The sequence below is a fragment of the Xanthomonas codiaei genome (assembly GCF_002939785.1).
In the GTDB taxonomy this organism is placed as follows: domain Bacteria; phylum Pseudomonadota; class Gammaproteobacteria; order Xanthomonadales; family Xanthomonadaceae; genus Xanthomonas; species Xanthomonas codiaei.
Genome location: NZ_MDEC01000024.1, coordinates 60,499 through 73,165, shown reverse-complemented (window position 1 = coordinate 73,165; position 12,667 = coordinate 60,499). Strand labels below are relative to the sequence as shown.

Here is a 12,667-nt window from a genome sequence, read left to right as displayed (position 1 = left end):
GAGTCCTGCAGCTGCAGCAACTGATGCAGCCAGTGCACCAGCTCCACGTACGGGTTGCCGCGCAGCTTGCAGAACACGGTGGCGCTCTCGATGCCGCGATACGCCAGCGGGTTGAGCTTGCCGAACAGGGCACTGCGGGAGATCTCGGCCATGATGCGTCCTTCGAAGTCGGTACGTTGCGTGTGTGCGAAAGTGAGAGCGGTGCGCGTCAGCCCGATGGGCGCAGCAACACCTCGTCGGCGTCGGCGATGCTCCAGGCGCGGCGGCCGATCCAGGTGTCCAGGCCCAGCCGGCTGTTGCGCGCCAGCTGCGGGGTGGGCACCTGGTCGGCCTTGAGCACTAGCTGCAGCTCCCAGCCGAACTCCTCACCCAGATAGCTGCGCACCGCGGCGGTTAGCTGGCGCAGCGCCTGGCCGCCGGGCAGGAAGCGTTGAAACGCGATGCGTGGCAATGGCCCCAGCCGGATGCGCACGCGCTGTTGCGCGCCGCGCACCTGTGCACCGACCACGCTGTCCACGCCGAGCTGCGCGTTGCGCGGGCCCAGGCCCAGCTGCAATTGCGCGTCGGCAGGCAGCCGCATCCATTCGGCAATGAATTCCTGCACCTGCACCGGCCACTCGAACAACTGCTGTAACAGCGCACGCAGGCCCTCGGGCGTGCGCGTGGCTGCACCCAGGCGACCGGCGTAGTACCGACGCGCATCGTCCGGCAATGCATCGCGCTCGCGCAGGTGCGGGCTGGCGATGCCGACCAGCGCATCCAGCCAGCCGCGGAACTGATCGCAGGCTGCGCGCTCGGCCTGCACGGCGGGCTGCGCCTGTGCCCACGCGCGGTAGAACAGGCTGAGCATGCGGTGATGGAACACATCGGCAAACGCGGCAAAGGTACCGTCCTTGGCCTGCTGCGCACGCTCGATGGCGTACTCGGTCAGGTGCAAAGGCAATGGCGCATTGGGACCGAACAGACCCAGAAACACACCATACAGCGCGGCGGGCTGGTCGTCGTTTGCTGGCGTGTAGCGGTCCAGTGCATGCGGTGCGAACGCCAGCGACGGCGTGTGGCGCAGGCGCACCGCATCGTCCACGGCGCGGGCGGATTCGCCCAGGCGAGGATGCTGCGGATGGCAGCGCTCGATCGCGCGCAAGGCGGCGAACGGACTGAAATCCTGTGGCCGGGTCTGCAGCGCCTGTGCCAGCGCGGCAGCCGCTGCGCTCACAGGCGCGGGCGCGTGCCGGGCTGGGCTGGCCATCGGGCCACCTCGTTGCGTTCGGTGGTGCGCAGCACGGTTTCGGTGAAGGAATTCACCGAGACATAGCGCGCAAAGAAGTGCCGCAGCACCGAGGCCAGCAGGAAGGCGCCGGTACCTTCGAACGCCGCGTCTTCGCAGGTGAGGGTGATCTCCAGGCCGCGACCGAAGGTGATCGGGCCGGGCACCGGAATGCGCCGCACGATCGGCGTGCCGGTCACGTGCTTGATGCCTTCGATCTGGCGTTGCGCGGACGCATCGAACGGGTCGCTATACAGCGTGAGGATCTCGCGCAGCGCGGCCGCGCCATTGGGGCCGTCTTCGAACAACGACAGGTAATTGAGCTGCAACTGGCTGAGCAGGCGCCATGCGGTCTGCCCATCGGACAACGCCGGACGCGGTTTGGTCGGCCCGGCTACGCAGCGCACGCCGCGCACCGGCACGCCGCTGTCCATGGTGAAGTCGCTTGCGCCCTTGCCCACCGGCATATGCAGCGGCAGGTCGCGATTTGTGCACCACAGCTGCAGGCCGAGTTGGCGCAGGCTGCTGGCCTGCGCCTGGTCATTGGCATCGACCAGGCTGACGAAGACCTCGCTGCCCACGTAACTGGAACGCGCCCCGTCGCGCCGTTGCCGCGCAGACAGCATCCGCGGCTCGCGGCGCATGCTGTAGAACGCGCCGTGCCGTGCATGCCAGCTGCGTGCGTCGCCGCCATAGAACGGGGTGAAGCGCTGCTCCGGCTCCTGGCGGTCGCCGAAGCCTTCCACTTCGCCCAGATGATGGATCTCGAAATCCATCGGCCGGGTGCGGTCGGCCAATACATGATATTCATGCGCGCCCGGCTGCAGATGGATGCGGTCGGCGCGGCGCGGGAACAGATTGATCGCCGGAGTGCAGAACAGCTTGAAGTGTTCGGCGCCGACCGCGGCAGCCAGACTGGGCAGGCTGCGTTGCAGCAACACCACCACCTCGAAACTGCTGCCGTGCAGCCGCCGCAACGGTGCGCGCAGGCCGGCAAGTTCGGCGAACAGAAAGCGCTCGGGGCAGGCGAAATATTCCTGCAGCAGGCGGTAGCCACTGAACGAGCGGCCGTCGTAGGGAATCAAGGCATCCTCGTCGGCAAAGCCGCGCGTCTGCACTGCATCGGCACCGAGTGTCATCTCCAGCGTGCCACCGCTGGCATCGCTGCCACGCACCACCACCGCGGCGGTGTCGGCATGCAGCTGTTCGTACAGACGCTTGGGCAAGCCGTCGGCGCCGGCCAGGAACAGCGGCAGCCGGTCCAGCGCCAGCGCTTGTACCTGCGCACCGCCTACCAGCTCCAAGCGCAGCCGCACGCCGGCACGCACCACGCGCCCGGCCGGCAACGTGATACCGGCAGCGGCCAGGGCGGCCGGCGATTCCAGATACTTGGCTTCGGCCAGATGCAACGGCCACAAGGTCACCGCATGCGCGGTGCGGAACTCGCAGGCGGTGCGTTCGCCGGCGCCGATCAGGCTGCGCAGGGCGCTGTGACGCGGCACGCTGACGCCTGCGGCCAGGCCGCTGTCCTTGAGGTCCGGTTGCAGCTGCACCACCGCCATCGACGGCAGCGGCGCCAGGTAATGCGGGTAGACCATTTCCAGCAGGTGCTGGGTGAATACCGGGTATTGCGCGTCCAGCTTGAGCTGCACGCGCGCAGCCAGGAATGCGAAGCCTTCGAGCAGGCGCTCCACGTACGGGTCGGCGCATTCGAACGCATCCAGGCCCAGCCGCCCGGCGATCTTGGGATACTCGCGCGCAAACTCCGCGCCCATGTCGCGCACATGCTGCAGTTCGCGGCTGTAGTAGGGGAGCAGGCGCGGGTCCATCTCAGCCATGCCCTTCGACGACATCGAGCCGGCCGGTTTCCAGGTCCAGCGCAGTCTTCAGGTACAGGTTCAACGGCAGCGGCTGCGCCCACATCTCCGATTCGATGGTGAACAGCAGCGAGCGCCGGTCCATGCGCGTGGCATCGGCATGCACGCTCACGCGCAGCGTATCGGCAATCAGCCGTGGCTCGAACGCCAGGATTGCCTCGCGAATGCGTTGTTGCAGTGCGGCCGCATCGATACCGGTCACTGCCACACCGGCCAGATCCGGGATACCGAAGTTGAGCACCGAGCGCTGCACCTGCGGATACGCACCCAGCGGATGGCTGGTCTCCAGGTTCACCGCATTCAACAGCCAAGAAAGATCGCGGATCACGCATTCGCGCAGGCGCGTGGCCGAGATCACACGTTGCTCGCGGCTCTCTTCGCGCTGGCTGGGCGTGGTGTCGGTCAGCCGGTCCAGCAGCGAGGGCTGCAGGCGTTCGGTGGTGGTGAGCTCGGCCATGGTGGCTCAGCCCAGGTCCAACTGCAGGTGGCGCACGTCCAGCAACGCCACCTCGCGCGACTCGGTACTCCACATGCGCTGGCCCAGGCCGATCTCGCCCTGCGCACCTTCGGTCCATTCGGTACGGCGCGCCAGCTGCAGCTCGCCGGTATCGAGGTGTTCGCTACCGGGATACCGCACCGGCATGTACGCAAACGCCTGCCCGCCATTGCGCCACAACACGCTCACCGGTGCCCACACGGTATCGCGCAGGTCCACCGGCGCTTCGAAGCGCAACTGATGGATCTGCTGCAGCGGCGCCCACGCATAGCCAGTTTCGAGTATCAGTTCGATGCAGGGCCCGAAGCGGGCATCGGCATCGGACAGCCATTCGAAGCGCTCGCCATCGAGCACGCCCGCGCTTGCCGGTGCCAGTTCGAAGGCTTGCGCACGCAGCGCATTCGCCTGCGCGCCATAGCCTTGTGCAGACAGGCGCAGCGCCTGCAGGTGCAGGGCCAGCCACTCGGCCGGCTCGCCGATCACGTGCGGCAATTGGGTGCCGGCGAACACCTGGGCGCGTGTCTGCTCGCCCTGCAGCACGGTGAGATACGTCTGCACCAACGGCTGGGTGGCGCCATCCAGCTCGCCGCAGGCACGAAGCTGGTCGGCCGCACGCGACCATTGGCCCAGCACGGCCAGCAGCTGGAACAGGAACACGCGCTGCGCCACATCGGCCGGTTGCCGGCGTACCTGCTGTACCAGCTGCTGCAAGGCCTGCGCCGGCTCGCCGCGGGCAAGCAGGCTGTGTGCGGTGGCATCCATCGCGCATGTCCTCATCGAAGAAGGGGGCGGTGTCGCTGTGGACACCGCCGGTCATTGCATTGCAGGCACCGCGTGCAGCAGCACATCCACGCGCGCGGTTGCCGGAGAACCGCAGGCGGCGCGATGCAGCCGGCATGGACGCGTGGTGCATGCCGATCTCCCATCCGCTCCGCCGTCTGCGATCGGGCGATCGCGCACGCGGTGTGCTTGGCGCCTTATGCCTTGGCCACGCCCTGGATGTCGTAGGTGAATTCCTTCGCCCCGCCCTGCGCCGCGCCCTTGTCGTCCTGCGGCTGGAAGCCATACTTGAACTTGCCGAAGTGTAGCGTCACGTTTTCGGTCAGGCGGTCTTCGCCACCGGACCCGCCGGTGGACAGCGAGGTGATCAGCACACCTTCGCTCAGTTCCAGCGTAAGGAAGTCGCTCTGCTCGCCGGTGGCATTGGTGACGTACAGCCAGGCGTTTTCCACGCGTGCACCGGTGCACACTGCATCCAGCAGCGCGTTGGAGCAGCCGTCCACGTACTTGGTGATGGAAATGTCCTGGATATGCGCCTTGCCGCCGCTGGCCGAGCCGCCGCCGGTATGCAGGTCGCCGGAATTGCTCGCACCCCACGACCAGGCCAGGATCGGGATTTCGCCCTTGTGCTTCTTGTGGTTGGACGCGCCTTCGATCTTGACCTTGCCGCTGCCGAACTTGATGTGCATGTCGAACGCCATGGAACTGCTCCTTCAATGAAAGTGACAACACAGGGGTGGCGCAACGCGCAGTGGCGTCGTGCCCGTGACGCGAATGCGTCGGATCAGGCCTTGGCGGCCGAGGGCAGGCGCGAGACCAGGCGCAGCGACACGGTCAGGCCTTCGAGCTGGTAATGCGGCTTGAGGAAGAACTTGGAGCTGTAATAGCCCGGCGCGCCTTCCACTTCCTCCACCACCACTTCGGCCGCGGCCAGCGGCTTGCGTGCCTTGGTTTCTTCGCTGGAGTTGGACGGGTCGCCGTCGATGTATTGCGTCACCCAGCGTGTCAGCCAGCTCTGCATCTGCTCGCGATCGGAGAACGAACCGATCTTGTCGCGCACGATGCACTTGAGGTAATGCGCAAACCGGCAGCACGCGAACATGTAAGGCAGGCGTGCGCCCAGTGCGGCATTGGCGGTGGCATCCGGGTCGTCGTACTCGTCGGGCTTGTTCAAGGACTGTGCGCTGATGAAGGCGGCCATGTCCGAATTCTTGCGATGCACCAGCGGCATCAGGCCCATCTTGTCCAGCTCGGCCGAGCGGCGGTCGGTGATCGCCACTTCGGTGGGGCACTTCATGTCCACGCCACCGTCGTCGGTGGGGAAGGTGTGCGTGGGCAAGCCCTCCACCGCGCCGCCGGATTCGATGCCGCGAATGCGTGAGCACCAGCCGTACTGCTTGAACGAGCGGTTGATGTTCACCGCCATCGCATAGGCCGCATTCTGCCAGGTGTACTTGCTGGAATCGGCGCCGGCGGTGTCTTCTTCGAAATCGAACTCGTCCACTGGGCTGGTGGCTGCGCCGTACGGCAGGCGCGAGAGCGTGCGCGGCATCGCCAGGCCGATGTACTTGGAATCTTCCGATTCGCGCAGCGAACGCCACGCGGCGTAATCGGGCGTGGAGAAGATCTTGGCCAGATCGCGCGGGTTGGACAGCTCGTTCCAGTTGTCCATGCCCATCAACTTGGGCGCGGCCGCGGCAATGAACGGGGCGTGCGCGGCCGCGGCCACCTGTGCGATGCCGTTGAGCAGCTCCACATCCGGCGGGCTCTGGTCGAAGTAATAGTCGCCGACCAGGCAGCCATACGGTTCGCCACCGAGCTGTCCGTATTCCTGCTCGTAGACCTTCTTGAAGATCGGGCTCTGATCCCAGGCGGTGCCCTTGTAGCGTTTGAGTACCTTGCCCAGTTCCTTCTTGCTGATGTTGAGCACGCGGATCTTGAGCTGCTGGTCGGTCTCGGTGTTGTTGACCAGGTAGTGCAGGCCGCGCCAGGCGCCTTCCAGCTGCTGCAGATCGGCGTGATGCAGGATCTGGTTGAGCTGCTCGGTCAGCGTGCGGTCGATCTCGGCGATATAGGCCTTGATGGTCTGCGACACGTCCTCGCCGACCACGTCGCTGCGCGCGAGCACCTGCTCGGCCAGCGTGCGCACCGCCGATTCCACTTCTTCCTTGGCGCGCTCGCTCTTGGGGCGGAACTCGCGATTGAGCAGCGCGGCAAAATCGCCCTGCTCGGCTGTTTCGGTGCTGCTGCTGGCCAATGCGGCTTCGGTAGCGGACATGGCGTCAGGCTCCTTCCGGCTCGGAGGCGGGCTTGGCCGCCGACACCAGCGACTGCAGCAAGGCCGGGTCGCGGATGGCATTGGCAATCAGCTGCTCGGCACCGGCCTTGCCATCCATGTAGGTGTCCAGGTTGGCCAGCTGGGTGCGCGCTTCCAGCAACTTGGCCAGCGGTGCGACCTTGCGTGCGATGGCGGCCGGCGAGAAGTCGTCCATGCTCTCGAAGGTGATGTCCACCGCCAGCTCGCCTTCGCCGGTGAGGGTGTTGGGCACCTTGAACTGGGCGCGCGGGCGCATCGACTGCAGCCGGCTGTCGAAGTTGTCGACATCGATCTCCAGCGCCTTGCGCTCGTCCAGCGATGGCAGCTCGCCGGCATTGGCGCCGGACAGGTCCGACATCACGCCCATCACGAACGGAATCTGCACCTTCTTCTGCGCGCCGTAGACTTCCACGTCGTATTCGATCTGCACGCGTGGCGCCCTGTTGCGGGCGATAAACTTCTGACTGCTGGCCATGCCTGATCTCCGATTGAGCTTGCCCGTTGCGCCACCGTGCTCGGCACGGGCGCTGCCTTGTGGCTTGGATGTCGCCGGCCCGGCGGATGGCCTGCAGCCTGCGTGCGACGCCGGTGCTGCGGGCCATCCCGCAACTGCCGCGCACCACGCGGACCGAAGCGGCAGGCCGTGCGATGACGCTTTCTCAGCGCTGCGGCGAGTCTAGGAATGGCGCCAAACGCCCACCCGACAAATCGTCTCAATCGCACCGATGCGTGATGCGCTGCGGACTTCGTGAAAGGCGCGTGATGGGTTGCCGCTGCTTTTTTCGGTTGATCCAGGGACAGGCCCCGGGGAGTGGGCCGCAGGCAGCACCGCATGAGCATCAGTTACTACAGCGCCATCGTTCCGCAGGCGTGCGCCACCATGGACGCGCAGACGCCGTTGATGATCGATCTGCTGGCCTATATCGAGCAGCACATCGGCGAGGCGGAGCTTGGCACCGACTCGTTGCAACAGGCGTTCGCGCTCTCGCGCGCCTCGCTGTACCGGCTGTTCCAGTCGCGTGGCGGCGTGGCCAGCTACATCCGCGAGCAGCGGCTATGCACCGCGCATCGCTATCTGCAGGCCTATCCGGACTGCAGCCTGACCTGGCTGCTGTACGAAATGGGGTTTGCCTCCGAGCGGCAGTTCCAGCGCGCCTTCCAGCAGCGCTTCGGCATGCCGCCGATGCAGTGGCGCCGCCAGTGCCGCGCCAAACCGCATGCACCGCCACCGCGCCGCGGCCACTACATGCCGATGTGGCGCTTCATGCGCGAGCTGAGCCAGGACGTGCCGCAACCAGCGCCCAGCGCATTACGCAGTGGCGTGCCGGCGACCTATAGCGCGCCGCTGGTGCATACCGAAGCGTTACGCCGCCTGGCACGACCGGCGCAGAACGCCTCGGCGCGGCTGGAGCCGCTGGACGCCTGAGCGCCAGCTGGGTGCTTCTCGGGAGCAGGTCTGCACGCGCAATGGGCAGGCCGGTGACACCCGTCGCGCGGGCGTACTCCTACGAAGATGCATGGATCGGGCTACGCGCCCGCCCATCGCGCTCCTGTCCTGTCTGCCGCGGGCTCAAAGCAGAGTATGGACGCGAGGTAGCGGTACTCCAATGCGACATTCTCGGCACCCCGCGTCGGGCCCGGGTGCGCTCCCAGATGAAACAACGCGGGGGGTCGCCGGTGTAGCTGACGATCGACAGCCTCGCACCGGCGATCAGCGGATCACCAGCACCGGGATCGTGCTGTGGGTCAGCACTTCCACCGTCTGGCTGCCAAGCAGCATGCGCCGCATGCCACGGCGGCCATGCGAGGTCATGATGATCAGGTCGCTCTTGCATTCCTCGGCGGTCTGCACGATGCCTTCGGCCGCGAAGCGGTCCAGTACATGCCGTGGGGTCGCCTTGATGTTGGCTGCCGCGGCCAGTTCCAGCGCAGGGCGCAGGATCTTTTCGGCCGCCGCTTCTCGTTCCTTGCGGTACTCCGGGCTGGCCTCGTAGCCCACGCTCCAGCCCATCGCATCGTACATGCCCATCGCCCACGGCTCGGACACGGTGACGATATCGACCTTGGCGCCGGTGGCCTTGGCCAGCTCCAACCCTTGAAACAGGCCTCGATGCGACAGTTCGGATGCATCGATGGCGATGAGAATGCGTTTGTACATGGTGACCTCCTGCAAGGATGGCATTGCTGCCGGTGGACTTGAACACACGGTGGCATGTGCGGGTGGACCAGGCCGTGATACGGATCAATGCGGCGGTGCTGCTGGCTGTGCTGAGGCGGGGGTTGGCTCGATGCTGCCGATGTTGCTGCATGGACGGCAACGGACTGCTGCTGTTGCTGGTCGGATTGCCTGCCTGGTTGCAATTGCCTCGTTGCTGCTGGTGTCTTTGTGCCCTACGACCGCTATTCCTGCCTCTACGATGCATGCCGCGCGCAGCGCATGTGCGATGGACGACGAAGACTGGCACACATGACGCTCAATCGGTGGCCACCGCGTCCGGGTCCGGGCGCGTCTCGCGCAGGCGTGCCGGATTGCCGACCGCGGTCGCCCCTGCCGGGACATCGCGGGTGACCACCGCACCGGCGCCGATCACCGCATCGTCGCCGATGGTCACGCCCGGCAGGATGATCGCCCCGCCGCCGATCCACACATTGCGCCCGATGCGGATCGGCCGCCCGAATTCCAGGCCGCTGGCACGTCCGGCGGCATCGCGCGGGTGATCGGCCGCGTAGATCTGCACGCCGGGGCCGATCTGCGTGCCCTCGCCAATGCGCACCTCGCAGATATCCAGGATCACGCAGTTGAAGTTGAGGAACACCCCGGCGCCCAGGCGAATGTTGTAGCCGTAATCGCAATGAAACGGCGCGCGAATCACCGCACCGTCGCCGACTTCGGCCAGGCGCTCGCGCAACATGGCATGTCGCTGCACGGCTGTCTGTAGCACCGCCGCGTTGTAGCGCACCATCCACTCGGCCGCAGCCGCCTGCTCGGCCTGCAGCTGCGCGTCGGTAGCGTTGTACAGTTCGCCTGCCAGCATTTTCTGTTTTTCTGTCCGCATGGCACCGCGTCCTGCATGTCGTGAAGTCGGCCTGCAGGGTGTCACGGATGCAGCGACGAATGCATCGCGCGATGCACCAATGGGTCGAGGAAGGTTGATGTGTCCATCAACAACGGATGTCTGGATCTTGCAGTCGCGGCGCGGCGCTGTCATCGAGGCACAAACACGCGCGGCCTTCTTGCCCTGGCAATGCGGGCGATGGATGCTGGAAAGTTCTGGATGAGCTGATCGACTGCCCCCATCCGCCCTTCGGGCACCTTCCCCCGCGAGCGGGGGAAGGGAGCCAAGCGGGGCGTTTGCCAGCCCGATGTCTCAACGGCATGGGAACTCACGCCAGTGCACACACTTGCCCCTCTCCCGCCTGCGGGAGAGGGGATGGGGTGAGGGGCACCACCAAGGCGGGAGATCTCAACGGCCGGCTGGCGGCGCAGTCACCACTGGCGCCGTGACCTGCGCCCGTGCCAGGACCGCTACGGCTTGCTCCAGCGCAACCGGTTGCCATGGTTCAAGGCAGCATCACACCACCGAAAGCAACCCGCCTACACCACCGTCAGATTCGCGTAGGCCATCACCAGCCACTTGGCGCCGACTTCGTCGAACTGCACCTGCACCCGCGCATGTGCGCCGGCACCTTCGTAGTCCACGACCACGCCGCCCCCAAATTTGGGGTGCTCGACATTGGCGCCCAGCTTGATCGGCGCCGTCTCCACGATGCCGTGCACCGGGCCGCCGCGGGCCGCGCCCAGCGAGGCGGTGCGCGAGACCTGCACCTTCGGGCGCACTTCGTTGAGCAGATCGCGCGGGATCTCGCGTAGGAAGCGCGAGGGCACGTTGTAGTTGTCCTGGCCGTGGATGCGCCGCGATTCGGCATAGCACAGCACCAGCTTCTGTCGCGCGCGGGTGATGCCGACGTAGGCCAGGCGGCGCTCTTCTTCCAGCCGGCCGGTTTCTTCCAGCGAACGCGCGCTCGGGAACAGGCCGTCTTCCAGCCCGACCAGGAACACGATCGGGAACTCCAGGCCCTTGGCCGAATGCAGCGTCATCAGCTGCACGCCTTCCTCGCCGGCCTGCGCCTGGCCTTCGCCGGCTTCCAGCGAAGCGTAGGCCAGGAACGCCACCAGCTCGGTCATGCCCTGGCTGTCCTCGTCGTCCGGCCGGGTGAAGCGCGAGGCCACCGAGACCAGTTCGTCCAGGTTCTCGGTGCGCGATTCCGAATCCAGCCCGCCGCGGCTTTCCTTGGCCCAGTGCTCGCGCAGGCCCGAGCGTACCAGCACGTGGTCGATGCGTTCGGCCAGGTCCATCTGCCCGGTCTCGGCATGCAGCTGGCCGACCAGGCTCAAAAAGCCGGCCAGGGCGTTGCGCGCACGCGCGGCCAGGTTGTTTTCCTGCGTGGCCAGCATCGCCGCTTCCCACAACGACAGCGCATTGGCGCGCGCCAGCCGGCGCACTTCGTCCAGCGTGCGGTCGCCGATGCCGCGGGTAGGCGTATTGACCGCGCGTTCGAACGCGGCGTCGTCGCTGCGGTTGGTGAGCAGGCGTAGGTAGGCCAGCGCATCCTTGATTTCCGCACGCTCGAAAAAGCGCATGCCGCCATACACACGATACGGCAACTGCTCGGAGATCAGGGCCTCTTCCAGCGCGCGCGACTGCGCATTACTGCGATAGAGCACCGCCACTTCGCCATAGCTGCCGCCATCGCGCACCCACTGCCGCGCACGCTCGACCACATAGCGCGCTTCGTCCACTTCGTTATAGGCCGCGTACAGATCGATCGGGTCGCCATCGCCCGAGTCGGTCCACAACTGCTTGCCGATCCGGTCCGGGTTGTGCGCGATCACCGCATTGGCCGCGCCCAGGATATTGGCGCTGGAACGGTAGTTCTGCTCCAGCCGCACGGTCTGCGCACCGGGGAAATCCTTCAGGAAGCGCTGCACGTTCTCGACCTTGGCGCCGCGCCAGCCATAGATGGCCTGGTCGTCGTCGCCCACCACGAACACATTGCCCGATTCGCCGGCCAGCACGCGCACGAAGGCGTACTGGATGGCGTTGGTGTCCTGAAACTCGTCGACCAGGATCTCGCGGAAGCGCGCACGGTAGTGTGCCAGCAGCGCCGGCGTATCGCGCAACAACTCATGCGCGCGCAACAGCAGCTCGGCAAAATCCAGCAGGCCGGAGCGGTCGCAGCGCTCCTGGTAGGCGGCGTACACCTGCCGGCGCACCTCGGTCCAGTCGTCGTTGGGCTCTGGCTGGATGTGCTGCGGACGGCGGCCTTCGTCCTTTTGTTCGTTGATCCACCAGCTCAGCTGCTTGGGCGGGTACTTGCCTTCGTCCAGCTCCAGCGACTGCACCACGCGCTTGACCAGCCGCAGCTGATCGTCGCTGTCCATCACCTGGAAGCCTTCCGGCAGCCGCGCATCCTGCCAATGCAGGCGCAGCAGGCGATGCGCCAACCCGTGGAAGGTGCCGATCCACATCCCGCGGCTGCCGTTGCGCAGCTGCAGGTCGGTGCGGTGGCGCATTTCGCCGGCGGCCTTGTTGGTGAAGGTCACCGCGAAGATGCCGTGGTTGGGCACGCCCTGGACTTCGTTGAGCCAGGCGATGCGATGGATCAGCACGCGCGTCTTGCCGGAGCCGGCGCCGGCCAGCACGAGGTAATGCCCCGGCGGCGCGGAAACGGCCTCGCGCTGGGCGGGGTTCAGATGATCGAGCAAATGAGAGACATCCACCGGCGCATTTTACCGGTTGTGGCGTCGCTGCGGCTGAGATTGCGATGAAGCGGTTGGGATTGCTGCCCCCATCCGCCCTTCGGGCACCTTCCCCCGCAAGCGGGGGAAGACAGGACAGTGGTTGCTCTGCCGCCTGCCAGAGAAGGCG

At 66.4% G+C, this 12,667-nt stretch carries 10 protein-coding genes and 1 pseudogene; 1 reads left to right on the top strand and 10 read right to left on the bottom strand.

Annotation, left to right across the window (positions count from 1 at the left end):
• Window positions 1-208: 208 nt before the first annotated feature.
• The 7 genes from tssG to tssB form a co-directional block, all read right to left on the bottom strand.
• Window positions 209-1,249, bottom strand: coding sequence for a type VI secretion system baseplate subunit TssG (tssG, locus tag XcodCFBP4690_RS16285; RefSeq protein ID WP_104542470.1), 1,041 nt, complete (start codon window positions 1,247-1,249; stop codon window positions 209-211).
• A complete protein-coding gene (gene tssF / locus XcodCFBP4690_RS16280) occupies window positions 1,213-3,096 on the bottom strand; it encodes a type VI secretion system baseplate subunit TssF (protein ID WP_104542468.1) in 1,884 nt (627 codons plus the stop codon). The genes tssG and tssF overlap by 37 nt, the downstream gene beginning before the upstream one ends.
• Window position 3,097: 1 nt before the next feature.
• Window positions 3,098-3,601, bottom strand: coding sequence for a type VI secretion system baseplate subunit TssE (gene tssE / locus XcodCFBP4690_RS16275; protein ID WP_104542466.1), 504 nt, complete (start codon window positions 3,599-3,601; stop codon window positions 3,098-3,100).
• A gap of 6 nt (window positions 3,602-3,607) precedes the next feature.
• A complete protein-coding gene (locus XcodCFBP4690_RS16270; protein WP_104542464.1) occupies window positions 3,608-4,402 on the bottom strand; it encodes a type VI secretion system accessory protein TagJ in 795 nt (264 codons plus the stop codon).
• Window positions 4,403-4,617: 215 nt separating this feature from the next.
• On the bottom strand, window positions 4,618-5,121 hold the full coding sequence (locus tag XcodCFBP4690_RS16265) for an Hcp family type VI secretion system effector (protein ID WP_008572542.1): 504 nt from the start codon (window positions 5,119-5,121) through the stop codon (window positions 4,618-4,620).
• 83 nt (window positions 5,122-5,204) lie between these two features.
• Entirely contained in the window at window positions 5,205-6,698 is a 1,494-nt protein-coding gene (gene tssC, locus XcodCFBP4690_RS16260; protein WP_104542462.1) for a type VI secretion system contractile sheath large subunit, read from the bottom strand.
• 4 nt (window positions 6,699-6,702) lie between these two features.
• Entirely contained in the window at window positions 6,703-7,212 is a 510-nt protein-coding gene (gene tssB / locus XcodCFBP4690_RS16255) for a type VI secretion system contractile sheath small subunit (protein WP_008572540.1), read from the bottom strand.
• A gap of 292 nt (window positions 7,213-7,504) precedes the next feature.
• On the opposite strand from tssB, the pseudogene tagK reads away from it, so the two are divergent.
• Window positions 7,505-8,163, top strand: a pseudogene (tagK, locus tag XcodCFBP4690_RS16250) (transcriptional regulator TagK).
• A gap of 285 nt (window positions 8,164-8,448) precedes the next feature.
• On the opposite strand, the gene XcodCFBP4690_RS16245 reads toward tagK, so the two are convergent.
• The 3 genes from XcodCFBP4690_RS16245 to uvrD form a co-directional block, all read right to left on the bottom strand.
• Complete coding sequence (locus tag XcodCFBP4690_RS16245) at window positions 8,449-8,895, bottom strand: universal stress protein (protein WP_104542488.1); 447 nt, start codon at window positions 8,893-8,895, stop codon at window positions 8,449-8,451.
• Window positions 8,896-9,211: 316 nt separating this feature from the next.
• On the bottom strand, window positions 9,212-9,793 hold the full coding sequence (locus XcodCFBP4690_RS16240; RefSeq protein ID WP_104542460.1) for a sugar O-acetyltransferase: 582 nt from the start codon (window positions 9,791-9,793) through the stop codon (window positions 9,212-9,214).
• A 539-nt stretch (window positions 9,794-10,332) separates the two neighbouring features.
• Entirely contained in the window at window positions 10,333-12,519 is a 2,187-nt protein-coding gene (gene uvrD, locus XcodCFBP4690_RS16235) for a DNA helicase II (RefSeq protein ID WP_104542458.1), read from the bottom strand.
• Between the last annotated feature and the right edge of the window lie 148 nt (window positions 12,520-12,667).